The 22,406-nt window shown below is 57.2% G+C and carries 24 protein-coding genes; 9 read left to right on the forward strand and 15 right to left on the reverse strand.

Annotated features, from left to right (window positions below; all coding sequences use genetic code 11):
• Nucleotide 1: 1 nt before the first annotated feature.
• The gene (gene mdoC / locus D8B20_RS06695) at nucleotides 2–1,135 is read right to left on the reverse strand and encodes a glucans biosynthesis protein MdoC (protein ID WP_145888140.1); all 1,134 of its coding nucleotides are present in this window, start codon (nucleotides 1,133–1,135) and stop codon (nucleotides 2–4) included.
• A 278-nt stretch (nucleotides 1,136–1,413) separates the two neighbouring features.
• Between mdoC and D8B20_RS06700 the strand changes: the two genes are divergently transcribed.
• The 3 genes from D8B20_RS06700 (at nucleotide 1,414) to D8B20_RS06710 (ending at nucleotide 5,962) form a co-directional block, all read left to right on the forward strand.
• On the forward strand, nucleotides 1,414–2,949 hold the full coding sequence (locus D8B20_RS06700; RefSeq protein ID WP_186454426.1) for a glucan biosynthesis protein G: 1,536 nt from the start codon (nucleotides 1,414–1,416) through the stop codon (nucleotides 2,947–2,949).
• Entirely contained in the window at nucleotides 2,942–5,494 is a 2,553-nt protein-coding gene (mdoH, locus tag D8B20_RS06705; protein ID WP_145888141.1) for a glucans biosynthesis glucosyltransferase MdoH, read from the forward strand. Before D8B20_RS06700 ends, mdoH begins: the two co-directional genes overlap by 8 nt.
• 228 nt (nucleotides 5,495–5,722) lie before the next feature.
• Complete coding sequence (locus D8B20_RS06710) at nucleotides 5,723–5,962, forward strand: YceK/YidQ family lipoprotein (protein WP_145888142.1); 240 nt, start codon at nucleotides 5,723–5,725, stop codon at nucleotides 5,960–5,962.
• A 4-nt stretch (nucleotides 5,963–5,966) separates the two neighbouring features.
• Here D8B20_RS06710 and D8B20_RS06715 read toward each other — a convergent pair whose 3' ends face one another.
• The 3 genes from D8B20_RS06715 to D8B20_RS06725 form a co-directional block, all read right to left on the reverse strand.
• On the reverse strand, nucleotides 5,967–6,365 hold the full coding sequence (locus tag D8B20_RS06715) for a MysB family protein (protein WP_145890452.1): 399 nt from the start codon (nucleotides 6,363–6,365) through the stop codon (nucleotides 5,967–5,969).
• Nucleotides 6,366–6,484: 119 nt separating this feature from the next.
• Nucleotides 6,485–6,751, reverse strand: coding sequence for a hypothetical protein (locus D8B20_RS06720; protein WP_145888143.1), 267 nt, complete (start codon nucleotides 6,749–6,751; stop codon nucleotides 6,485–6,487).
• 554 nt (nucleotides 6,752–7,305) lie between these two features.
• Nucleotides 7,306–8,229, reverse strand: a complete 924-nt coding sequence (locus D8B20_RS06725; RefSeq protein WP_145888144.1) for a Kdo(2)-lipid IV(A) acyltransferase — start codon at nucleotides 8,227–8,229, stop codon at nucleotides 7,306–7,308.
• 266 nt (nucleotides 8,230–8,495) lie between these two features.
• Between D8B20_RS06725 and trhO the strand changes: the two genes are divergently transcribed.
• Nucleotides 8,496–9,551, forward strand: coding sequence for an oxygen-dependent tRNA uridine(34) hydroxylase TrhO (trhO, locus tag D8B20_RS06730; protein ID WP_145888145.1), 1,056 nt, complete (start codon nucleotides 8,496–8,498; stop codon nucleotides 9,549–9,551).
• A gap of 251 nt (nucleotides 9,552–9,802) precedes the next feature.
• On the opposite strand, the gene solA is transcribed toward trhO, so the two are convergent.
• The 8 genes from solA to mdtH all read right to left on the reverse strand — a co-directional run bounded on the left by solA (nucleotide 9,803) and on the right by mdtH (nucleotide 16,177).
• Nucleotides 9,803–10,918: an N-methyl-L-tryptophan oxidase gene (solA, locus tag D8B20_RS06735; RefSeq protein WP_145888146.1), complete on the reverse strand. Its 1,116-nt coding sequence runs from the start codon at nucleotides 10,916–10,918 to the stop codon at nucleotides 9,803–9,805.
• 106 nt (nucleotides 10,919–11,024) lie between these two features.
• The gene (bssS, locus tag D8B20_RS06740; RefSeq protein ID WP_013508627.1) at nucleotides 11,025–11,279 is read right to left on the reverse strand and encodes a biofilm formation regulator BssS; all 255 of its coding nucleotides are present in this window, start codon (nucleotides 11,277–11,279) and stop codon (nucleotides 11,025–11,027) included.
• A gap of 288 nt (nucleotides 11,280–11,567) precedes the next feature.
• Nucleotides 11,568–11,837, reverse strand: coding sequence for a hypothetical protein (locus D8B20_RS06745; protein WP_145888147.1), 270 nt, complete (start codon nucleotides 11,835–11,837; stop codon nucleotides 11,568–11,570).
• Between the two features lie 163 nt (nucleotides 11,838–12,000).
• Nucleotides 12,001–12,246 carry a DNA damage-inducible protein I gene (gene dinI, locus D8B20_RS06750; protein WP_145888148.1) on the reverse strand — a complete coding sequence of 82 codons (246 nt, stop codon included), beginning with the start codon at nucleotides 12,244–12,246 and terminating at the stop codon, nucleotides 12,001–12,003.
• Nucleotides 12,247–12,314: 68 nt separating this feature from the next.
• Nucleotides 12,315–13,361: a dihydroorotase gene (gene pyrC, locus D8B20_RS06755; RefSeq protein WP_145888149.1), complete on the reverse strand. Its 1,047-nt coding sequence runs from the start codon at nucleotides 13,359–13,361 to the stop codon at nucleotides 12,315–12,317.
• 194 nt (nucleotides 13,362–13,555) lie between these two features.
• Nucleotides 13,556–14,119, reverse strand: coding sequence for a lipoprotein (locus D8B20_RS06760; RefSeq protein WP_145888150.1), 564 nt, complete (start codon nucleotides 14,117–14,119; stop codon nucleotides 13,556–13,558).
• A gap of 115 nt (nucleotides 14,120–14,234) precedes the next feature.
• A complete protein-coding gene (gene grxB / locus D8B20_RS06765; RefSeq protein WP_145888151.1) occupies nucleotides 14,235–14,882 on the reverse strand; it encodes a glutaredoxin 2 in 648 nt (215 codons plus the stop codon).
• Between the two features lie 92 nt (nucleotides 14,883–14,974).
• Entirely contained in the window at nucleotides 14,975–16,177 is a 1,203-nt protein-coding gene (gene mdtH / locus D8B20_RS06770) for a multidrug efflux MFS transporter MdtH (RefSeq protein ID WP_145888152.1), read from the reverse strand.
• Between the two features lie 243 nt (nucleotides 16,178–16,420).
• Here mdtH and rimJ point away from each other — a divergent pair, with 243 nt between their 5' ends.
• The 4 genes from rimJ (at nucleotide 16,421) to murJ (ending at nucleotide 20,254) form a co-directional block, all read left to right on the forward strand.
• Entirely contained in the window at nucleotides 16,421–17,008 is a 588-nt protein-coding gene (gene rimJ / locus D8B20_RS06775; protein WP_145890454.1) for a ribosomal protein S5-alanine N-acetyltransferase, read from the forward strand.
• A gap of 22 nt (nucleotides 17,009–17,030) precedes the next feature.
• Nucleotides 17,031–17,672: a DUF480 domain-containing protein gene (locus D8B20_RS06780; RefSeq protein ID WP_145888153.1), complete on the forward strand. Its 642-nt coding sequence runs from the start codon at nucleotides 17,031–17,033 to the stop codon at nucleotides 17,670–17,672.
• A 1-nt stretch (nucleotide 17,673) separates the two neighbouring features.
• Entirely contained in the window at nucleotides 17,674–18,594 is a 921-nt protein-coding gene (locus D8B20_RS06785; protein WP_145888154.1) for a Gfo/Idh/MocA family protein, read from the forward strand.
• Between the two features lie 121 nt (nucleotides 18,595–18,715).
• Nucleotides 18,716–20,254, forward strand: coding sequence for a murein biosynthesis integral membrane protein MurJ (gene murJ / locus D8B20_RS06790; protein WP_145888155.1), 1,539 nt, complete (start codon nucleotides 18,716–18,718; stop codon nucleotides 20,252–20,254).
• 74 nt (nucleotides 20,255–20,328) lie between these two features.
• Here murJ and flgN read toward each other — a convergent pair whose 3' ends face one another.
• The 3 genes from flgN to flgA form a co-directional block, all read right to left on the reverse strand.
• On the reverse strand, nucleotides 20,329–20,760 hold the full coding sequence (gene flgN, locus D8B20_RS06795) for a flagellar export chaperone FlgN (RefSeq protein ID WP_145888156.1): 432 nt from the start codon (nucleotides 20,758–20,760) through the stop codon (nucleotides 20,329–20,331).
• A gap of 5 nt (nucleotides 20,761–20,765) precedes the next feature.
• Nucleotides 20,766–21,071 carry a flagellar biosynthesis anti-sigma factor FlgM gene (flgM, locus tag D8B20_RS06800; protein WP_145888157.1) on the reverse strand — a complete coding sequence of 102 codons (306 nt, stop codon included), beginning with the start codon at nucleotides 21,069–21,071 and terminating at the stop codon, nucleotides 20,766–20,768.
• A gap of 105 nt (nucleotides 21,072–21,176) precedes the next feature.
• Nucleotides 21,177–21,836: a flagellar basal body P-ring formation chaperone FlgA gene (gene flgA / locus D8B20_RS06805; protein WP_145888158.1), complete on the reverse strand. Its 660-nt coding sequence runs from the start codon at nucleotides 21,834–21,836 to the stop codon at nucleotides 21,177–21,179.
• Between the two features lie 154 nt (nucleotides 21,837–21,990).
• Between flgA and flgB the strand changes: the two genes are divergently transcribed.
• Nucleotides 21,991–22,404, forward strand: a complete 414-nt coding sequence (flgB, locus tag D8B20_RS06810) for a flagellar basal body rod protein FlgB (protein WP_145888159.1) — start codon at nucleotides 21,991–21,993, stop codon at nucleotides 22,402–22,404.
• Nucleotides 22,405–22,406 lie beyond the last annotated feature (2 nt).

Consider the following 22,406-nt stretch of genomic DNA (forward strand, 5'->3'; position numbering starts at 1 on the left):
GCTATTGCTGTGCTTTCTGCTGTGGTTTGCCGGAGAACAGGAAACGCAGCAGCGGAATACGCAGGTGGATTTCGTAGAGCAGGAACGCGACACCAAACACCACCAGCAGGCCGGTGAAGAAGCCCAGCGTGTTGTTACTGATGTGAGGCGTGATGAAGATGCCATACAGAATGGTCAGCGGATGGTGCACCAGATAGATGAACAGCGACGCATTCACCAGATACATGATGCGCGGCGAATGGCTGTTCAGCAGCTTATGGCCCAGGCTGAAACAGACATTGAGCATACAGAGACCCATCAGGGTCGAGATCAGCGCATCGGCCTCATAAAGCCAGCCTTCGCCGCTGCTGTAGCGCTGGTTCAGACTGTAGGCGATAAAGACCAGCACGGTACCAAAGCACATCACCGGATTGAACCGCACAAACAGCGCCTTCAGCGCCGGATGCTTCCAGCTCAATGCGCCAAGCATAAAGAACGGCAGGAAGAACAGGGTTTGCATTACGGCGATGCTGAACAGGCCGTCCATCAACAGGGCCGGCGCAAACCAGAAAATCAGCCGGCGGAACGCGCACCACACCAGCGCATAGCCCAGCAGCGCCAGCGTCAGTTTGCCCCAGCCAACCTGCTGATAATCGAAACGACTCTGCTGCTGGCGCAGCCAGCGGAACGTCAGCATACCCAATGCGGTCAGCAGCACCAGCACCAGTAAAAACCACAGGTGTGAAATCAGATCCCACATCAACGCATTGTATTTTTCGTAAGCGGAGAAGCGCGACCAGTCACCTATTTTGTCAGTGAGGTTTTTCAGCAGGAAGAACTGCGGCAGGGTAATCAGCGGCACGGCGGTCAGCAGTGGAATACCCACGCGCTCCATGCGCACTTTCAGCCAGCGCCCCGGCTGGTAGCGCAGGTAGAGCATGTAAGAAAAATAGCCTGAAATAACAAAGAACACCTGCATGCGGAAGGCGTGAATAAAATCATTGAGCACTGTCAGCCACAGAGAGGCTTCGTGGCTGTTCACGGACCAGCGCTGGGTGGAGTAGATCAGGGAGACGTGAAACGGCACGCCTAATAGCATTAAATACGCTCGAATCGAATCGAGAAAATATTCACGTTCGGGTTTGGCTGCACTCATAAGCTTCCGGTTTGTCAGTTTTGCTGCCGGTTTCCCCCTGAAACCGGATTACACCGGAACAAATTCTACCGGCTGTAAACAGCGTATACTATCAGGTGAATCTGGTTCTTAATCTTCCGGGTTTAATAATCCGAAAAGTGCCGTTTTGGCTTACAAATCAGCGGAACAATCTTTTACATACGCTGTCGGAAAACCGAATAATCCTTTAAGATAAATGGGTTTGATCTAAGCACACGAAAGGGGGGGATGTGCTGACTAAAGTGAAAAATAATGGCGGGCTGGTGAAGATGCGCTGGATGAGCGCGGCAGTTCTGCTGGCGTTGTACGCCAATAACAGTTGGGCGTTCAATATTGATGATGTGGCAAAACAGGCTAAGTCCCTGGCAGGCAAAGGTTTTGAAGCGCCAAAAAGTAATTTACCCTCTCAGTTTCGTGAAATGAAATTTGCCGATTATCAGCAAATCCAGTTTAACCACGACAAAGCATACTGGGGCAAACTGCGCACGCCGTTTAAGCTCGAGTTCTATCATCAGGGCATGTACTTTGACACGCCGGTCAAAATCAATGAAGTGACCGCGTCGTCCGTTCGGGAAATCAAATACAGCCCTGACTATTTCAACTTCGGCAACGTTAAACACGATGCTGATGCCGTTAAAAACCTCGGTTTTGCCGGGTTCAAAGTCCTTTATCCGCTGAACAAAAAGGGTAAAGATGACGAAATTTCCAGCTTCCTCGGCGCCAGCTATTTCCGCGTGATTGGCGAAGGGCAGGTGTATGGCCTGTCAGCACGCGGACTGGCGATTGATACCGCGCTGCCTTCGGGCGAAGAGTTCCCGCGCTTCCGGGAGTTCTGGATCCAGCGGCCAAAACCGCAGGACAAACAGCTGGTGATCTATGCACTGCTGGATTCGCCGCGTGCTACCGGTGCCTATCGTTTCACCATCAAACCGGGCAAAGAGTCCACGGTAGATGTGCAGTCAAAGGTTTACCTGCGTGATAACGTCGGCAAGCTGGGTATTGCGCCGCTGACCAGTATGTTCCTGTTTGGCGCTAACCAGCCTTCGCCGGTCAGCAACTTCCGTCAGGAGCTGCATGACTCCAACGGCCTGTCGATCCACGCCGGCAACGGTGAGTGGATCTGGCGTCCGCTGAATAACCCGCGTCATCTGGCGGTCAGCACCTTCACAGTGGAAAATCCAAAGGGCTTTGGTCTGCTGCAGCGTGGCCGTGACTTCAGCCACTATCAGGATCTGGACGATCGTTACGATCTGCGTCCAAGCGGCTGGGTTGAGCCACAGGGCGACTGGGGCAAAGGGCGTGTTGAGCTGGTGGAGATCCCGACTGCGGATGAAACCAATGACAACATCGTGGCGTTCTGGACGCCGGAATCCCTGCCTGAGCCGGGCAAAGAGATGAACTTCCAGTATCGTCTGCACTTCACGCGCGACGAGAACCAGCTGCACCAGGACGATGTGGCCTGGGTGAAAGACACGCTGCGTTCTGCCGGCGATGTGAAACAGTCGAATCTGGTGCGTCAGCCGGATGGCTCCATCGCCTTTACCGTCGACTTTACCGGTAAAGAGATGAGCAAACTGCCGGAAGATACGCAGGTCGCACCGCAGGTGAGCGTGGGCAACAACGCTGACGTGGTGGAGCAGAGCGTGCGCTACAATCCGGTGACCAAAGGCTGGCGTCTGGTGTTGCGTCTGCGCGTGAAAGACAACAAGCAGCCGACCGAAATGCGTGCGGCGCTGGTGAGCGGCGACAAGACATTGACGGAAACCTGGAGCTATCAGTTACCTGCCAATGAATAAATCGACTTATTTACCTCAATCCTATGTGGAGGCTCTGCCGCTTGATGCGGCAGGGCGCGCGCGTCTCAGCGCGTCCCTGCAGAATGCGCAGGCGTTCCATGCCATTCACACGCTGCTGGGCCATGACATTACCGCCAGCGATCGTCCGGACGATGCGCCGCTGCAGTCGGTCTCTTCCCGCGTGGAGATGGCCTGGCCGGATGCGCTGGCCGGTGGAGAGCAGCTGAGCAAAGATTATCTCGACCGCACCACGCTGAAGGCGATGCCGCCGGTGAAGCGTTCACTGATGTTCCCGGAAGCCTGGCGTACCAACCCGCTTGCGCGCGCCTGGGATTCGCTGCGCGGCCACAAATCCACGCCGCGCTATGCCACCGTGGAAGAGCAGAAAGCGGAAGATAAGTGGCGTCACGTCGGCTCTATGCGCCGCTATGTGCTGCTGATTCTGACCATTCTGCAAACCGTGGTCGCCACCTGGTATATGAAGACCATTCTGCCGTATCAGGGCTGGACGTTGCTTGACCCGGTCGAGCTGTTCAATCAGAACTGGCTGCAGTCGGTGGAGCTGATTCTGCCTTACATTTTGCAGACCGGGATTCTGTTCCTGTTTGCCATTTTGTTCTGCTGGGTCTCCGCCGGCTTCTGGACGGCGCTGATGGGCTTCCTGCAGCTGCTGATTGGCCGTGACAAATACAGCATCTCTTACTCCACCACCGGGGATGAACCGCTTAATCCGGAACACCGCACCGCGCTGATTATGCCGATCTGTAACGAAGACGTGGAACGCGTGTTCGCCGGTCTGCGTGCCACGTGGGAATCGGTCAAACGCACCGGCAACGCCGAGCATTTCGATGTCTACATCCTGAGCGACAGCTATGATGCGGATATCGCCATTGCCGAGCAGAAAGCATGGATGGAGCTGGTGCGTGATGTCGGTGGCGCCGGTAAGATTTTCTACCGCCGTCGCCGTCGCCGCGTGAAGCGTAAAAGCGGCAACATCGATGACTTCTGCCGCCGCTGGGGTAGCAACTACAGCTACATGGTAGTGCTGGATGCGGACAGCGTGATGAGCGGTGAGTGTCTGACCGGTCTGGTGCGCATGATGGAAGCGAACCCGAACGCCGGTATTATCCAGTCGTCACCAAAAGCATCAGGCATGGATACGCTGTATGCACGCTGCCAGCAGTTTGCAACGCGCGTCTACGGCCCGCTGTTTACCGCCGGTCTGCACTTCTGGCAGCTGGGTGAATCGCACTACTGGGGACACAACGCCATTATTCGCGTGCAGCCGTTTATTGAACACTGTGCGCTGGCACCGCTGCCGGGCGAAGGATCATTTGCCGGTTCTATCCTCTCGCATGACTTTGTGGAAGCGGCGCTGATGCGTCGTGCCGGTTGGGGCGTGTGGATCGCCTACGATCTGCCGGGCTCTTATGAAGAGCTGCCGCCAAACCTGCTGGATGAGCTGAAGCGTGACCGCCGCTGGTGTCACGGTAACCTGATGAACTTCCGTCTGTTCCTGGTGAAAGGTATGCACCCGGTACACCGTGCGGTATTCCTGACCGGCGTCATGTCCTATCTCTCCGCGCCGCTGTGGTTTATGTTCCTTGCGCTTTCCACCGCCCTGCAGGTGGTGCACACGCTCATGGAGCCGACCTACTTCCTGCAGCCACGCCAGCTGTTCCCGGTGTGGCCGCAGTGGCGTCCCGATCTGGCGATTGCGCTGTTCTCCACTACGCTGGTGCTGCTGTTCCTGCCGAAGCTGCTGAGCGTGGTGTTGATCTGGTGTAAAGGCGCGAAAGCCTACGGCGGTGCCTTCCGGCTGTTCGTCTCCCTGCTGCTGGAGATGCTGTTCTCCGTGCTGCTGGCACCGGTGCGCATGCTGTTCCACACGGTGTTTGTGGTCAGCGCCTTCCTCGGCTGGGAAGTGGTGTGGAATTCACCGCAGCGTGACGATGACGCCACGCCATGGAGCGAAGCGTTCCGTCGTCACGGTTCGCAGATGCTGCTGGGTATCGTCTGGGCGGTCGGCATGGGCGTGCTGGACCTCAACTTCCTGTGGTGGCTGGCACCGATCGTGTTCTCCCTGATCCTGTCGCCGTTTGTCTCGGTGATGTCCAGCCGTGCCACGGTTGGCCTGAAAAGTAAGCGCGCCAGACTGTTCCTGATTCCGGAAGAGTATGCGCCGCCGAAAGAGCTGGTGGATACCGACCACTATCTGCAGATCAACCGCGAGCGCGCGCTGAAAAACGGCTTTATGCATGCACTGTTTAACCCGGCGTTTAATGCGCTGGCGACCGCGATGGCGACGTCGCGTCACAAACAGAGTACGCTGCTGGATCATGCACGCGATCGTCAGGTCGATCAGGCCCTGAGCGATAAGCCGGAGAAACTGAACCGTGAACAGCGACTGCAGCTGATTAGCGATCCGGTGGTGCTGGCGCGCGTGCATTCACGGCTGTGGGAGAGCGCGGATAAATATCATCAGTGGGTTGAGAGCTATCAGAAACTCACGCTGAATCCGCAGGCGCTGCCTCAGCGCGGCTGATTGTCAAAACGCAAAACCAAAGCGGCAGCAATGCCGCTTTTTTTATGCCTGAAAAGCGGGCGGTGAGGGCAATTCGCGCGCGGCGCGCGGGCAGGAAAAGGCGCAGCAGGGTACGGCACAGATGAAAACAGGTCACACAATCACGCTGACGTAATCTTTACGCGTACAGGCTGTGCCTTTCGACGCGTGGCAGGTTACACTGGCAGCAATTCACTGTGAGTAAATGTTGTGAAATCTTTCCTGAAATGTACCGCACTGTGCGGCGTCATCCTGTTACTGAGCGGGTGTGGCAGTATTATCAGTCGTACCGTGCCCGGACAGGGGCACGGTAACCAATATTATCCGGGCGTGCAGTGGGATGTGCGTGACGGCGCGTGGCGCGTGCTGACCATCCTGGATCTGCCGCTTTCCCTGGTGATGGACACGCTGCTGCTGCCTGTGGATGCCCATCACGGCCCTTACGAGTAGCGCGTTACGCCCAGTTGTCTGACGGGCTGTCGTCGTCTTCCCACTCTTCTGCTGCCGTTTCCCCCTCTTCAAGGTCACGCGGCGGCTCAAGCTGAAACTCACCTTCATCCCACTCGTGCAGGGTATTTTCCGCCTGCCACTCCTGGCGCAGCTCAACCTCGTCAAAATTACCGTCGAACACGGCCTGTGCCGCTTCACCACTGCAAATCGGCAGGCATTCGCCCTGGCCATCTTCATCAGCGAAAAACTCGGCCTGCCACATGATGTCACCGTCCTGCATGACATACTTTTGCAGCGCGAACTGGCTGACATTCACCTCATCCTCTGCCACGTCCGGCTGGCTGGCCAGAAACTCTTCGCGGGCGGCTTCAATGGCTTCTTCTAACGTACTAAACAGGCTCATCATCAACTCCTTGGCTGTTCAAAAGGGATTTCACAGAAGGATAGACGAAAAATAGCGGATAGCAGGGCGGCGGAGAATAAAGGACGGGCGAATGGATAAAAAACATTCGCCCGATCCGGTCATATCATTTTCTGGGGAAAGTGCAGAACCGGACGAACTGTCTCGCGAATAATGGGTGCAGAATAACGGATACAGCATTTAATACAGGGTTTCACTTTTTTAAAATTAATCCGCGCGGTCGATAATGCCTGGTTTAAATTGTAGAGAGTGCCAATAAAAACCATATCTTCCTTCACCGGCAGACGTTTACACTCTTTCCGGTGCAGCAGATGATAGCCTTCTGGATCGGTGCTGATAGTGACGTAAAAATAGATGCCTTTATTCATATGATATGTCCTGAGAGATATTTGCTGTGTGTAATCTTTTTATATTTTTTAACGCAGCCAGTGGTCTGACTGTCACGATCGAAATTAACTGGAATCGATTTCGTGGACCAGTTACATAAAGTAATAACAGAGCGTTAATTTTCAATTAACTGGAATAAGGCAGGATAAACCAGGACAAAGTCTTGTTTAGTAAGTTAATTTTATTGCATTGATTAGCGGATGCAATGCATTAAGCATAATTAAATAGGAATAGGCCTGGAGTTAATTAAAATCAGGGCCGCATGCAAATAATTTAACTGATTAATATTGCTTTAGCAAAGTTGACCTTTTTGCTGCCGCTCACCCTCTGTAACCCGCTGACAGGTGGCTTCACGTTGAAAATTATCATCAGAACGGGCTATCCGGACGGGGTAATCTGATAATAACCGGCACGTTAGCGCTGTTTACATCGCTGTGGCTCGGGTCCGGCTGGCGGTGAATTAAGGACGTTCTGTCGGGATTAACTCTCTGCCAGCATGGGAAGCAGCGGAGCACTTCAGGTGCTCCGCGCCGGGTTAATAGCGGGAGGGTGTGCCTTCAGGGCGCGTTTTAAAGCGGCGATGCAGCCACATATATTGTTCCGGTGCCAGCAGCACGGTCTCTTCCACCACCTTGTTCATCACCGTGGCGGTATCCAGTTCGCTCTCCAGTGAGAACCTGCCGCGGATGTCCGGCATCATTTTCAGTTCGTAGCCGCGCCCGTGCGGCAGGCGACGCGCCAGGAAGGGCACGACGCTGGGGTTCGCCAGGCGAATCAGCATATGGGTACCGGTGGTGGTGGCGGCCTGCTGCACGGCAAAGAATGGGGCGAACACGCTGCTGCGCGGGCCGTAGTCGTGATCCGGCGCGTACCAGATAATGTCGTTATTCTTCATTGCACGGATCATGCCTTTCAGATCTTTGCGATCGAGCATGCTTTTATTCGAACGCATCCGGCCCCAGGTTTGCAGCCAGTCAAGCAGCTTGTTGTCGTTCGGACGATATACGCCGATGCCCGGATTGTGCATTCCGAACACGCGGGCACCCAGTTCCAGCGTCAGAAAGTGCATCCCAATCAGCAAAATGCCGCGCTTTTCAGCCAGCGCGTTTGCCACATGTTCCAGGCCGCTGGTGGTCACCCATTTGCGGATGCGCCAGTCGGGCCAGAACCACGCCATGCCGGTTTCGATCAGTCCCATGCCCACCGATTCAAAGTTGTGCTTCACCATTGCTTCGCGTTCGCTGGTCGGCATATCCGGAAAGCACAGCTCCAGGTTACGCCGGGCGACCTGCACGCGACGTTGCATAAAGCGCATCGCAATCCGCCCCAGACCGCAGCCAATGGCATGCAGGACCGGGTAGGGCAGCAGCACCAGCACATAGAGAAAACCGATGCCCAGCCATGTCAGCCAGTAGCGCGGATGAAGAAGTTCACGGGTAAATTGCGGAAGTTGCGTCATGGAAATGTCAGTATCCTGCGTCTTGTACCAGAGAGTCCGGTTTCTGTTATTGGGCGCAATTATGCCATTTTTTCTCGCTGACTGAAATCCGCCATCGCCGGCCAGCGGGCGGGACGCAGCATGTTTGCGCACTAAACCGCAATCACAGCGCAGAAAAACGTCCGGAATAGCCGCTGGCAGGAGATTCGCCCCAGCCCCTTTGCATCTGCTGGAATTCAGGTATCATGTGCGCGCTAAATTTCTCTGATTGCTAACAGGTGTTCACCATGCCAGTGTTACACAACCTCGTTTCCAATAAAGAGCTGAAAGAACGTATGCTGGCCGAGACCGAGCCGCGTACCACAGTCTCTTTTTACAAATATTTCCAGATTGCCGATCCCAAAGCGTTCCGCGATCGCCTCTATATTGCGCTGACGCAGCTGAACGTTTTTGGCCGCGTCTATGTGGCGCAGGAAGGCATCAACGCGCAAATCAGCGTGCCCGCCAGTCAGTATGACGCCATGAAAGCGATGCTTTATGCGTTCGATCCGGCGCTGAACAACCTGCGCATGAACATCGCGCTGGACGACGACGGCAAATCCTTCTGGGTGCTGCGTCTGAAGGTACGCGACCGCATCGTCGCTGACGGGATTGATGACACCAGCTTTGATGCCAGCAATGTCGGTAACTACCTCAAAGCGGCGGAAGTGAATGCGCTGCTTGACGATCCCGACGCGGTATTTGTCGATATGCGTAACCACTATGAATACGAAGTCGGCCATTTCGACAACGCGCTGGAGGTGCCGGCTGACACCTTCCGCGATCAGCTGCCGATGGCGGTTGATATGCTGCAGAATCAGAAAGACAAGAAGATTGTCATGTACTGCACCGGCGGTATCCGCTGTGAGAAGGCCAGCGCGTGGATGAAGCATAACGGCTTTGACGATGTCTATCATATTGAAGGCGGCATCATCGAATATACGCGCCGGGCGCGCGAGCAGGGCTTACCGGTGCGCTTTAAAGGCAAAAATTTTGTCTTTGACGAGCGTATGGGCGAGCGCATTTCCGATGACATCCTTTCCAGCTGCCACCAGTGCGGTGCACCCTGCGACAGCCACACCAACTGCGTCAACGATGGCTGCCACCTGCTGTTTATCCAGTGCCCGAGCTGTGCGGAAAAGTATCATAACTGCTGCAGCCCGATCTGCATGGAAGAGGCAAAACTCTCGCCGGAAGAGCAGCGCGCGCGCCGTGCCGGCCGCGAAAATGGCAATAAGGTGTTTAATAAATCACGGGGTCTGCTCAACATGACCATGGCAATCCCGGCACCTGACAAGAAGTAATCCCTGCCAGCCTGACGCGCTGCGCGTCAGGCGCCGTTACTCTCTGCGTTTCAGCAGCCTCTCTGCGTTTCACGCTTTCAGACACCAGAACAGCACGATGTCAGCGCGCTGTTTTGCCGCGCTGCGCCGTGCTGTTGCCCGCCGAGCCAGCATTGCGTCCCGATAAGGGCGCGCGGCAGCTTACGCTGAAGAGGAGAAGTGTGTAACCCGGTCAGTGGCATCGGGGCAGCGCACTGCCCCGAATAGCGTATTCAGGCGAAACGCTGCAGAGAAAAGGGCGACAGGTCAAAGGAGAAGGGCTTGCCCTGGGCAAATTCGCTGGCCAGCTCACCCAGTACGCTGGCGAACTTAAAGCCGTGTCCGCTCAGACCGGTGACGATCAGGCGGTCCGGTTCACCGGGCAGCGTATCAATAATGAAATCTTCGTCAGGCGTCATATCGTAACTGCAGGCTTCGCCGTGCAGACACACGCCGACGCCCGGCAGGAACTGACGCAGAAACCCAAAAGCATCGCTGCCATCGGCCGCCACGCTGCCGAACGGTTTGCGATCGGCAGGCGTGATCATAGGCTGCCCCCCATCATGGCGACCGACCTTCAGCGCATTGTTGTCTGCCGGGAAGCCATAATAGTGGCTGCCGTTCGGCATCTCGACGGTAAAACCCGGGAACTGATTGTTTTCGCTGTAGCGGCCGTCGGCCTGATACCAGGCAAACACTTTGCGCACCGGCGTAACCGGCAAACCGCTCACCAGCTGGCTGACCCAGGTGCCCGCGCTGATCAGCAGCTTACGTGCGCGAAACTGGCCTTCGCTGGTGGTGACCTGCTGCAAATCGCCCTCACGACCGATGTCCGTTACCGCGCAGTTAAACAGCTGGGCGCAGCCAGCCTGCTCCGCCAGCTGAATCCAGCTGCGTACCGCCTGTTCACATTTCAGATAACCGGAGCGGGGCTCAAACACGCCGAGATAGCCATCGGGTACGGCAAACTGCGGCCAGCGTTTACGCACTTCATCTGCCTGCAGGATGCTGACCTCCAGCTGCCAGGTGCGGGCGCTCTCAATCACGTTCTGAATAAAGGAAGAGTGGATGGGAGCCAGATTCAGGATACCGCTGCGGTGCATGATGCGCTCGCCGCTCTGGCGCTCCAGTTCATCCCACAGCGCCTGAGCGCGCAGCACCAGCGGAACATAACGTTCACCTTCGCCATAGGCATGACGGATCAGGCGCGTCTCGCCATGGTGTGTGCCCTGATGGTGCGGCGGATGGGCACAGTCGATCATCAGCACCGACAATCCCGCCTGCGTCGCGTAAAAGCCGGCGGCGGCCCCCACCGATCCACTGCCCACCACAATCAGATCATAAACCATGACGACATTACTCCTGCAAAACGGCGAAATTTTTCAGCAGCATACCAAAAGAACGCGCCCATGAAAAAGGCACCCGATTGGGTGCCCTTTCACGCGAGGATGGAGATTAGTGCTTTTGGTTATCGCGTAGGTATTGCTCGGTGGACTCAATTTTTGCAATGCCAGCTTCGAGTATGGAGATAAACTGTCTGGCTACGTCCGTCGTCAGCCAGTAAGTCGGGCCCACGTCAGCTTCTTCTTCTTTCTGATCCTGCGAGGAGAGCGAGTGCAGACGGATCATCATGGCGTCGTAACTGTCAACCGTGCTGATATCCCAACCCACCAGCGGATGAGTCTGAATGACGTCTTTATTTCTGTCCATTATAACCTCCTTATTACTCGTTAAACGAAGTGCTTCTTGAGGTTCAATGCGGCTGTAACATGCACTAGCGGGTTAATTATAACATGAAATTAACAGTGCATTAGTGAAAAAGTGTGGCAGATAAAAAGAGTACAAAATAAACGCACTGAAAAGTTCCCATTCAGCGGATAATTTATGCCCGATGTGCCGGGCATTTTTAATCGCTTATCGCTGAATGCCTGCAACCAGATTATCGGCGCGTCCGGCGTAAAACTTTAGTCAGTCAGGTAAACTGTATCCGCTCAGATGTCAGGCCTGCGGCTCAACCGGCAGATGGCCATTACGCTTTTGAATCTCTTCGGCCAGGCGGGCGAAGTGCTGCTGTAACTGTGCGTCGTGATTCTGGTTTTGTGCTTCCAGCGACAGGTTATGCACCAGCAGCTGGCTGGTGCGGTCATCCAGGCAGAAGGTCAGGCTGGCAAAGGCGTTTTCCAGTACGGTTAACCGGCGCTGCTGCTCGGCAATAAAGGCCAGCAGTTCACCAAAAGTCATCGCCTCTTCGGGTTTTTCAGTAGTCATGTGTTAACACCTCCTGTAAGCATGACGAGGCAAGAATAGGGGATCGTCTAATCTGAGTCTAGATGGCGGTGATTTTTCTGGCGAGCGGCAGATAAAAACAAAAAAGCCGGGTGGCGAAACCCGGCAAAAACGGCACAGTGGCGGTTAATCGTGATGGAGGCGATCAGTCGGTGATAAACCAGTCATCCGCGCTTTCCCATGTCTCCTGCAGAATATCGCTGATACGTTCGCGCGAGGCTTTACAGCCCCCAAACACGTTCAGCTGATTACCGCCCGCATAGCGGACGTGGACATGATGATTATCATCAGGAAAATCGCGGGTGATACGGCGCGTAAGCTCGGCGCTGAGTGCGTCCAGCGCGCCAGCAGGCAGGGGCTGAGTCTTTGCTACGGTAATTTCAACACGCATAAACGCCTCCGGAATAATATACTGGTTATTTGTACAGTATCTTTATCCCGAAGGCAAGCGGTACAGAATTATTCTTTGATGCGCCAGTTCAGGGTTTCGCCTGCCAGGAACGGCACCAGCGTGTCATCCGCTACGGCGACCGTGTCTGGCACGGTCCACGCCTCACGCACCAGCGTCAGCGTTCCCTCATTCAATGGCAGGCCATAGAAGTTCGGGCCGTTCTCAGAGCAGAAGGCTTCAAAATGCGCCAGCGCATCCAGCTCCTCAAACACGCTCAGGTAAGCCGGCAGCGAGGTGGGGGCGTTGAACACGCCGGCACAGCCACAGCTGGCTTCTTTCAGATGACGCAGGTGTGGCGCGGTGTCGGTGCCAAGGAAGACGCGGGGATGTCCGCTGGCAACCAGCTTGCGCAGCGCCTCCTGGTGCACATTGCGTTTCAGAATCGGCAGGCAGTAGAGATGCGGACGCACGCCGCCCACCAGCATATGGTTGCGGTTAAACATCAGGTGCTGCGGGGTGATCGTGGCCGCGAGCAAATCATTGCCTTCGGCCACGTAGGCAGCCGCTTCGCGCGTCGTGATGTGCTCCATGACCACTTTCAGCGCAGGGAATTGCTGGCGCAGCGGATGCAGAACGGTCTCAATAAAGCGCGCTTCACGATCAAAAATATCCACGTGTGCGTCCGTTACCTCACCGTGTACCAGCATCGGCATACCTATCTGCTGCATGCGCTCCAGCACGGGCGCGATAGCGGCAATGCTGGTGACGCCGTGGCTGGAGTTGGTCGTGGCATGCGCCGGGTAGAGTTTGGCGGCGGTAAAAATGCCGTCGCGGTAGCCACGCGCCACTTCCTCCGGGTCCAGCGAATCCGTCAGATAGCAGGTCATCAGCGGCGTGAAGCGGTGGGCAGCGGGCAGGGCCGCAAGAATGCGTTCGCGATAAGCCACGGCGGCTTCCACACTGGTGACCGGCGGAACCAGATTAGGCATCACAATCGCCCGTCCGTTGACGGCGCTGGTATAGGGCAGCACCGCGTTAAGCATGGCGCCATCGCGCAGATGGATATGCCAGTCGTCAGGGCGGCGGATGGTTATTTGCTGAGGTTGGGCTGTCATTCAGGGGGCTCCGGCTGAGAATTAAAACGAAATGGCGTGTTCAGGCCGGGGAGTAATCATAAGCGGCGAAGCAACCGTTTGCACGGGATTTTATTGTCAGCCCGGGCCTGGCGGAGAGAAGCGCACAGGAATGCAGCAAAAGCAGGGGAAAGTGCATGCGCAGACCAGGAGGCGGTCTGCGCTGCAGGCATCGCTTAATCGGTAAAGGGAATGACCAGTTCGCCGGGCTTCACTTCCAGGCCTTTTGCCAGCTTTTTCGCCAGCGCTTCCGCTTTGCTGCGGTCGCTGCTCAGCACGTAAGCGGGTTGCTCGCTGAAATAGCGTTTCAGCGATTCATTCAGATAAGGCGTCAGGGTTTTCATGATGGTAGCCATTTTATCGGGCTGAACCTGCGCGTCGGTGATCTCCAGATCCTGCAGATATATTGCGCCCTGCTGCACGTTATACACCGGCTGCGCTTTCATTTTCAGCTGCATGTCGGCCTGCTGCGGACCAAACAGCGAACTGACGTTGATATGGGCTTTTCCACTGAGGGTCACTTTACCCGGCTCTTCACGTCCAATCTGGCTGCTCAGTTCGCTCAGCACAATATGGGCATTCACCAGGCCGGCCACGCCAAGGTCTTTTTCGTAATTGTTGCGCTTCTGCAGCGCCTGATTCACTTCCTGCTCGCTGATAGTGTATTGGGTTAACTGATTACAGCCGCTTAGCAGCACGGCAAAAAACAGGGCAGTCAGCCCGATAACAGCCTTTTTCATAATGTCTTCATCCTGAACGATACGGCAAAACAGCCTAAAGCCTGCCTGATTCAGGAGCGGGTGTCACCAGGAGGGAGATGAGAAACGCACGGCGCGCTTCTCATCGGGGGAAGTGTTAAGCCGCTAAGGAGGAGAGCAGATTAACCTGCGTCTGCTTGGCCATGTTGTCGCGGTAATCGGCCACGCGGGCTGGCCACTCAATGCCGGCAACCAGCGTCAGTGAACGCAGCAGCGGGAACAGATGAATGTCATCCTCGGACAGCTCGCCATTTACCGCGTTGGGTTTGACGATCAGTTTATCAAGCTGGCGCAAATCGCCGCTGATGTTCTTGATCCATCCCGGCGCGTGTTTGTGCAGCTCTGCAAAATCGCCGATGCTGGCCTGCTTCTTCTCGCGGAAATAGTTGCGCGCCTCCGGCGTGGCGAACTCGGCGAATGACGCCTCGGCAATGCGCGGAATCAGCAGCTTGTTAACGTAGCTGTTGACGTGGCGCAGCCAGTCGCTGATGGCCGGATTGGTTTTCCCGGTCAAGAGTGGCTCGCGATCCTGATTATCCACCAGGCGCACAATATCCATGCTCTCCGCCATCGCGCTGCCATCCTGCTTCTGCAGAACAGGCGCTATTTTCTGGCCCACCAGTTTTTTCGGGGTATCTTCATCGTCATTCAGCATGACCACCAGTTCTACCGGCAGGTTTTTCAGGCCAAAAATCATGCGTGCTTTCACGCAGAAAGGGCAGTGCTCGTAGATATAGAGTTTCATCCCGTTTCTTCTCCTCGGGTTCTCAGGGTGACGGGGGTCACCCTTTTTCCGGACGTGCGGGAAGTATGGAAGAGATCACCTGAACCGGCAAACTAGCTGCTGAAAATCACCGGGGCCACCGGGCGCGGCTGGAACTGCCACCACAGCGCGCCGAGCGTCACCACGCCCACGCTGCTCAGCAGCATCCACGGCAGCTCTGGCAGGGCCAGCTGCTGGCCGAGGTCAAACATCCAGCCGCCTCCCGAGTAGCCAATTAAACCGCCAATCGCCAGCCCCAGCCGGCTGAAGCCCATATAGCTGCCGCGCGCGCGGGCGCTGGCCAGAGAGGCGCTAAGGGTTTCGCGCGCCGGCTCGGCAATAATGGAACCGAAATAAAACAGCGCGATCAGCACAAACAGCGCCGGCAGCGACGTCGTCATCCCCACCGGCAGCAGGCTGAAGGTCATCAGCGCCAGCCCGGCCATCAGCCGCGTTTCCAGCCGGAAGCGTTTTTCGCTCCAGCGCGCCAGCGGATAAAGCAGGGTAAGCGACAGCAGGGCCTCAATCGCGTACATCCATTTTACCGCGGCCGGGGCACCGGCCACCTGATTGACCATTACCGGCAGCATCAGCATCACCTGCACCGCCAGGATGTAGTAACCGGTAAGTGTGAAAACGTACCGGCGGAAACGTTTATCACGCCATACGCGCTGCAGGCCATCCCGCATTGCGATGCGTTCGGTCGACAGCCGCCAGGCCGGTAACCACAGGGCATTAAACAGCGCCGCGCCAACAAATACCGCCGCACCTGTCCAGCACACCAGGCGAAAATCCCACGTCAGCAGCCAGCTGCCGATCAGCGCCCCCAGCACCGCACCGGCGCTGTCCTGCATCATCAGCAGGGAAAAGAAACGGCCCCGTTCACGCGCCCGCACCAGTTTCACCACCAGCGCGCTGCGCGGCGGATCAAACAGCGTGCCGCCCAGCCCTGACAGCACGCAGGCAAGCCAGAGCAGCCAGGGTTCATGCGCCAGCGCCATACCGGCAAAGCCGCCGGCGCGCAGCAGCATGCCGGTAACAATCAGCGGCCGGGCGCCAAAGCGGTCCGCGATGGCACCGCCAAAAATACCCAAACCCTGCTGGGTAAGCTGACGCAGGCCGAGCGCAATGCCCACCAGCAGCGCGGCCCAGCCAAGCTGCTCTACGAAGTGGATGGAGATCAGGGGAAAGACCACAAAGAACCCCAGCACCACCAGCATGTTATCGATTAACAGAAACGTTTTTCCAAGGCGACGTGCCCGCGCAACCCGTGACATGCGGCATCCTGAACAGAAGGGAGAGAAAAGCGACCAGTGGGTCCATTCTCTGTTCGCGGCTGGAGAAAAAATAGCCTTTTCAGGATGATATTTTTTTATCCAGGCTGAAGAGAAATTAATCCCGATTCGGAATCAATTCCGGCCGGTGATGCGCGACGTTTTACCGCAGCCGGGGGGGCGGTTATAGTGAGAGTATCGCCGCTGGCGTACATCTTTCTTTCGTTATGGATTTCAGGAGTCATGATGTTTGGCTATCGCTCTGCCGGCCCGCGCGTGCGGCTGACTACCGATCGTCTGGTTGTCCGTTTAGTACACGAACGTGATGCCTGGCGACTGGCAGATTACTACGCTGAGAACCGCGCCTTTTTAAAACCCTGGGAGCCGGTCCGCGATGACAGCCACTGCTACCCCTCCGGCTGGCAGGCGCGGCTGGGGCTTATCGCTGACATGCATAAGCAGGGCACCGCCTTTTATTTTGTGCTGATGGACCCGGAAGAGCAGGCAGTCCGCGGCGTCGCTAACTTCAGTAATGTACTGCGCGGCTCGTTTCACGCCTGCTATCTCGGCTATTCGCTCGGCGAAAAATGGCAGGGGCAGGGCATGATGTTTGAAGCGCTGCAGAGCGCCATTCGCTATATGCAGCGCCAGCAGCGTATCCACCGCATTATGGCGAATTACATGCCACACAATCAGCGCAGTGGCGATCTGCTGGCGCGCCTCGGCTTTGAAAAAGAGGGGTACGCCAAAGATTACCTGCTGATTGACGGGCGCTGGCAGGATCACGTCCTGACCGCGCTCACCTGGCGTGAATGGACCCCGGACCGTCGTTAATCATAAGCATAAGGAAAATCGCATGAAGATGGCTTTGCCGGCGCAGGCGCTGCGCGTGCTGGGCTGCCTGCTGGAGAAGCAGGTCACTACCCCCGAACAGTATCCGCTCTCGCTTAATGGCGTCGTGACCGCCTGTAATCAGAAATCGAACCGCGAACCGGTGATGGACCTGAGCGAAAGCGAGGTGCAGGCGCAGCTGGATGCGCTGGTGCAAAAGCATCTGGTGACGGCAAACAGCGGCTTTGGTCAGCGCGTCAGTAAATATGAGCAGCGTTTTTGCAACTCCGCTTTCGGCAATCTGCAGCTTAATCCGGCTGAAGTGGCGGTGCTGACGTTGCTGTTTTTACGCGGTGCGCAAACGCCCGGCGAACTGCGCACCCGCAGCGGGCGGCTGCATGCGTTTCGCGACATGGCGGAGGTTGAGCAGACGCTGGAGGGGCTGATGACACGCGCAGACGGGCCGATGGTGGTGCGGCTGGCGCGTGAGCCGGGCAGACGTGAAAGCCGCTTTATGCACCTGTTTGGCGGGGCGGTGGCAGACGCGCCGGCAGCGGCAGAAGCGCAGCCCGATCGCGACGATCTGGCCGCGCGCGTGGCGCAGCTGGAGCAGCGCGTCGCGGCGCTGCAGGATCAGCTCGATCAGCTGCTGCAGCAGGAGGCCTGACATGACGCTGCGAATTGGTGTAGTGGGACTGGGTGGCATTGCGCAGAAAGCCTGGCTGCCGGTGCTGGCGCAGGCCGCTGACTGGCAACTGGCGGGGGCCTTCTCGCCCAATCAGGCGAAAGCCCAGGCGGTGTGTAACAGCTACCGTATTCCCTGTTTCTCCCGGCTGGATACCCTGGCCGCCGCCTGCGATGCCGTTTTTGTCCACAGCAGCACCGCCAGCCACTATGAGGTAGTGAAGGCGCTGCTGCTGGCAGATAAGGACGTGTGCGTCGATAAACCGCTGGCGGCCACGCTGCAGCAGGCCGAAGCGCTGGTGACGCTGGCAGAGAAGCGGAAACGCACACTGATGGTGGCCTTTAACCGCCGCTTCGCCCCGCGTTATCAGCAACTGAAAGGTGAAATGGCGCGTGCGGCCGCGCTGCGCATCGAAAAACATCGCGCGGACAGTGTTGGCCCGCACGACCTGCGCTTTACCCTGCTGGACGACTATCTGCACGTGGTGGACACCGCACTGTGGCTGGCAGGCGGCAAACTCACGCGTCAGTCCGGTCATATTGAAACCAATGAACGGGGTGAAATGCTGTATGCCGAACATCACTTTTATGCCGGCGCGCTGCAAATCACCACCAGCATGCATCGCCGTGCCGGTACGCAACGTGAAGTGGTCAGCGCGGTATGCGACGGCGACTATATCCAGATTACTGACATGCGCGAGTGGCAGCAGGAGAACCTGAACGGCCTGCGCAGCGATCCGTCACCGGCCTGGCAGAGCCATCTGACCCAGCGCGGCTTCAGCGGTGCCGCGCACCATTTTCTGCAGTGCGTGCAAAATCAGACGATGCCTGAAACCAGCGGCGAACAGGCGCTGGCGGCGCAGCGTCTGGTTGAAAAGCTGTGGCGCGATGCCGAACAGGAATAATCCCTTGTAACACTCAATGCTGGTCATTTCCCGCCGCAGCAGTAGACTATCGCCGGACATCGCTGGATGTCCGCGCTAAGTTGCTCATTTATCCGACACTTTTCAGGATGCGCCACTCACTATGAATTTGCTGAAATCGCTGGCTGCGGTCAGTTCGATGACCCTGTTTTCCCGCGTACTGGGGTTTGCCCGTGATGCCATCGTGGCACGCGTATTTGGCGCGGGTATGGCCACCGACGCCTTTTTTGTCGCGTTCAAACTGCCCAACCTGCTGCGGCGTATCTTCGCCGAAGGCGCATTTTCCCAGGCGTTTGTGCCGATTCTGGCCGAATACAAAAGCAAGCAGGGGGAAGAGGCCACCCGGGTATTTGTGGCGTATGTGTCCGGCCTGCTGACGCTGGTCCTGGCGCTGGTAACGGTGCTGGGCATGGTGGCGGCGCCCTGGGTGATCGTGGTGACCGCGCCGGGCTTTGCCGATACCGCCGATAAATTTACCCTGACCAGCGCGCTGTTGCGCGTGACCTTCCCCTACATTTTGCTGATTTCGCTGGCCTCGCTGGCCGGTGCCATCCTCAACACCTGGAACCGCTTCTCGGTGCCGGCTTTCGCCCCCACGCTGCTCAATATCAGCATGATCGGGTTTGCCGTCTTTGCGGCGCCGCACTTCCATCCGCCGGTGATGGCGCTGGCGTGGGCGGTGGTGGTGGGCGGGCTGCTGCAGCTGGGTTACCAGCTACCGCACCTGAAGAAGATTGGCATGCTGGTGCTGCCGCGCCTGAATCTGCGCGATGCCGGCGTCTGGCGCGTGATGCGGCAGATGGGCCCGGCGATTCTCGGCGTCTCGGTAAGCCAGATCTCGCTGATCATCAACACCATCTTTGCCTCGTTTCTCGTTTCGGGCTCAGTATCCTGGATGTACTATGCCGACCGCCTGATGGAGTTTCCCTCTGGCGTACTGGGTGTGGCGCTCGGCACCATTCTGCTGCCGTCGCTGGCGAAAAGTTTTGCCAGCGGGAATCACGATGAGTACTCGCGCCTGATGGACTGGGGCCTGCGCCTCTGTTTTCTGCTGGCGCTGCCGAGCGCGGTTGCGCTGGGTATCCTCTCCGGCCCGCTTACCGTAGCGCTGTTCCAGTATGGCAAATTTACCGCCTTTGATGCGGCAATGACCCAGCGTGCGCTGATTGCCTATTCTGTTGGTTTAATGGGCCTGATTGTGGTGAAAGTGCTGGCCCCGGGTTTCTATTCGCGTCAGGACATTAAAACGCCGGTGAAAATCGCTATCGTGACGCTGATCATGACTCAGCTGATGAACCTGGCCTTTATCGGCCCGCTGAAGCACGCCGGTCTGTCTCTGTCGATTGGCCTGGCTGCCTGTCTGAATGCGGCGCTGCTGTTCTGGCAGCTGCGCAAAAAAGCCATCTTTCAGCCGCAGCCTGGCTGGTTCAGCTTCCTGCTGCGTTTACTGATCGCGGTGGCGGTGATGGCCGCGGCGCTGGCTGGCATTCTGCAGCTGATGCCAGCGTGGGAAGAGGGACAGATGTGGTGGCGTCTGCTGCGGCTGGCGGCCGTCTGTGCCATCGGCGGCGGTGCCTACTTCCTGATGCTGGGGCTGATGGGCTTTCGTCCGCGCGACTTTGCCCGCCGCACCGCCGTCTGACCGGCGGTGTCTGAGCACAAACGCAAAAAGGCCGCCATCAACGATGGCAGCCTGCAGGCGCGGTAGCCGGCGGTTCAGGCCTTACGGCTGAGCGTCGCCTGTCCCAGACCGCGGCCATCGGGGCCGTAAAAAGCCTGGGTCTGATGCGGTTTCAGCACGGCCAGTGCGTCCTGGGTAAAGCTGATCTGATGCTGCAGCAATAAACCGTTATGTTTATTCGCCATGCTTAAACGCTGCGTATGCTGCTGAATGCTCGCCCAGCGACGGGCGATATCACTGTGACCACGGTAGGGTGCCTGCACGCCGAGCGTCTGCCCGGCTTTGCGCCGCATCTCATCCAGATAATTCAGCGTGGCCAGCAGCGCGGTTTTATCTTCGGTGATGCGCTGCAGCAGGCTGCCATTTACCTGTGCGGCAGAAAGCTGTTGCTGCTCCTCATCCATCACAATGGTGAGGGAAGCCAGCACATCCTGCATTTTGTCTAACGTGGTCAGCAGATCATTCATTGGGATCATTTACCCTCTAAATACGCCCGGGTATCGGCGATCAGCGCATCGGCGATCTTACCGGTATCCATTTTCAGTTCGCCATTACGAATGGCCGTCTTCAGCTGCTCTACGCGCGCTGTGTTGATATCTTTGCTGCCAGGCTGCATCAGCTGCGCCTGAGCGGTGCTCAACGTTACTTCAGCGCCGCTCTGACGCGGTGCGCTGGTGGCCGGTGCGCTGTTCTGACGCACTTTGCCGGCATTGTCGTTGTTGTCACGGGTCTGTACAGTGCTCACCGCTTTCAGGGGTTGCGTTCTGTCGATGCTCATGGTCTTGCTCCTGTTAGGGTCAGATGGGGTCAACCAACTGAGTCAGCATAGGGTAATCTCTTTGTTGATATCTCTATCGGCAGAACAACCGCCTTCTTTAACGCTTTATAGCGATATCAGAATATTCCCATCCGCGTCGGCGCGACCGCTGACCACCTGCCCGTTACTCATGCGCACCCGTACCATTTGTGTCGCCCCGGCGTTGTTCAGCGCGCGTCCTTCGCTGCTGGCATTAAAGCCGTTTCCGCTGGCGATCACCATCACATTTTGTCCGGCTTTCACCCGCCACGGCTGACGCAGCATAGTGGCCGTTACCGGTTGACCGGGCGGGATATCGCGCAGGGCGATGGCATCCGCCAGGTTGTCTGTCTCCATCAGCGCACGTGCCGGCAGCGTATCCAGGCGTCCGGTTTCCAGACGGAAGTCGCTGGCACTGACGCTGGCACCGCGCGCAATCTGCTGATTCGCGACCAGGTATTGTCCGCTGACCTGCACCTGTACCTGCAGGTAACGACGCTCCTGACCGCAGTTCGCCGCGATACTCAGGTTGCCCCACTGGCGGCTGTTGCCCGGCAACTGCAGCTGTGGCGCGTCACATTGTGGCCACTGGGCCTGCGGCGTGCGGAGCACCACCGTCATGCCGACAGCATGCGCGGGGTCGCGCGCCTGGAAAAACTGCGTCAGCTGCGCGCTGAGGTCAGCGGCATAGCCGGGCGTGACAAGCACCAGCCACAGCGTGGTCAGCAAGAAAGAACATCTGCGCATGAACGCCTCCTGTCGGGAAGATGACACTGAGTGTACCCGCTGCAAAAAAAATTCAAGGTCAAAAATAGCTGCGATTTTTGCTGTTATTCAGACGATGGCTCTTGCTTTTGTCCGCTTAAGCTGTCAGCTCAAAATTCTCATTCGCGGAGGAAGCATGCTCGACAAACTCGATGCCGCGCTGCGATTTGGTACTGAAGCGTTAAATTTGCGGGCTCAGCGTCAGGAAATCCTGGCGTCTAACATTGCCAACGCCGACACCCCTGGCTATCAAGCCCGGGATATCGACTTTGCCAGCCAGCTGAGCAAAGTGATGCAGAACGGCCGCGCTGCGGGCAATAGCCTGGCACTTAACGTGACATCAGCGCGCCACATTGAAGCGCAAACCAATTCACAGCCGTCGCTGGATCTGCTGTACCGCATTCCCGATCAGCCTGCCGCGGATGGAAACACCGTGGATATGGATCGCGAACGTACGCAGTTTGCAGATAACAGCCTGAAATACCAAACCGATCTCACCCTCATCAGTAGCCAGATCAAGGGCATGATGAGCGTGCTGCAGGGGCAATAACC

Origin of the sequence: Candidatus Pantoea soli (assembly GCF_007833795.1) — a bacterium.
In the GTDB taxonomy this organism is placed as follows: domain Bacteria; phylum Pseudomonadota; class Gammaproteobacteria; order Enterobacterales; family Enterobacteriaceae; genus Pantoea; species Pantoea soli.

Coding starts and splice junctions, on each gene's coding strand:
- mdoC (WP_145888140.1), bottom strand. CDS start 1,135: ATGAGTGCAGCCAAACCCGAACGTGAATATTTTCTCGATTCGATTCGA.
- mdoH (WP_145888141.1), top strand. CDS start 2,942: ATGAATAAATCGACTTATTTACCTCAATCCTATGTGGAGGCTCTGCCG.
- D8B20_RS06715 (WP_145890452.1), bottom strand. CDS start 6,365: ATGAGCCTGTTTAGTACGTTAGAAGAAGCCATTGAAGCCGCCCGCGAA.
- D8B20_RS06720 (WP_145888143.1), bottom strand. CDS start 6,751: ATGAATAAAGGCATCTATTTTTACGTCACTATCAGCACCGATCCAGAA.
- D8B20_RS06725 (WP_145888144.1), bottom strand. CDS start 8,229: ATGACGCAACTTCCGCAATTTACCCGTGAACTTCTTCATCCGCGCTAC.
- trhO (WP_145888145.1), top strand. CDS start 8,496: ATGCCAGTGTTACACAACCTCGTTTCCAATAAAGAGCTGAAAGAACGT.
- solA (WP_145888146.1), bottom strand. CDS start 10,918: ATGGTTTATGATCTGATTGTGGTGGGCAGTGGATCGGTGGGGGCCGCC.
- bssS (WP_013508627.1), bottom strand. CDS start 11,279: ATGGACAGAAATAAAGACGTCATTCAGACTCATCCGCTGGTGGGTTGG.
- D8B20_RS06745 (WP_145888147.1), bottom strand. CDS start 11,837: ATGACTACTGAAAAACCCGAAGAGGCGATGACTTTTGGTGAACTGCTG.
- dinI (WP_145888148.1), bottom strand. CDS start 12,246: ATGCGTGTTGAAATTACCGTAGCAAAGACTCAGCCCCTGCCTGCTGGC.
- pyrC (WP_145888149.1), bottom strand. CDS start 13,361: ATGACAGCCCAACCTCAGCAAATAACCATCCGCCGCCCTGACGACTGG.
- D8B20_RS06760 (WP_145888150.1), bottom strand. CDS start 14,119: ATGAAAAAGGCTGTTATCGGGCTGACTGCCCTGTTTTTTGCCGTGCTG.
- grxB (WP_145888151.1), bottom strand. CDS start 14,882: ATGAAACTCTATATCTACGAGCACTGCCCTTTCTGCGTGAAAGCACGC.
- mdtH (WP_145888152.1), bottom strand. CDS start 16,177: ATGTCACGGGTTGCGCGGGCACGTCGCCTTGGAAAAACGTTTCTGTTA.
- rimJ (WP_145890454.1), top strand. CDS start 16,421: ATGTTTGGCTATCGCTCTGCCGGCCCGCGCGTGCGGCTGACTACCGAT.
- D8B20_RS06780 (WP_145888153.1), top strand. CDS start 17,031: ATGAAGATGGCTTTGCCGGCGCAGGCGCTGCGCGTGCTGGGCTGCCTG.
- D8B20_RS06785 (WP_145888154.1), top strand. CDS start 17,674: ATGACGCTGCGAATTGGTGTAGTGGGACTGGGTGGCATTGCGCAGAAA.
- murJ (WP_145888155.1), top strand. CDS start 18,716: ATGAATTTGCTGAAATCGCTGGCTGCGGTCAGTTCGATGACCCTGTTT.
- flgN (WP_145888156.1), bottom strand. CDS start 20,760: ATGAATGATCTGCTGACCACGTTAGACAAAATGCAGGATGTGCTGGCT.
- flgM (WP_145888157.1), bottom strand. CDS start 21,071: ATGAGCATCGACAGAACGCAACCCCTGAAAGCGGTGAGCACTGTACAG.
- flgA (WP_145888158.1), bottom strand. CDS start 21,836: ATGCGCAGATGTTCTTTCTTGCTGACCACGCTGTGGCTGGTGCTTGTC.
- flgB (WP_145888159.1), top strand. CDS start 21,991: ATGCTCGACAAACTCGATGCCGCGCTGCGATTTGGTACTGAAGCGTTA.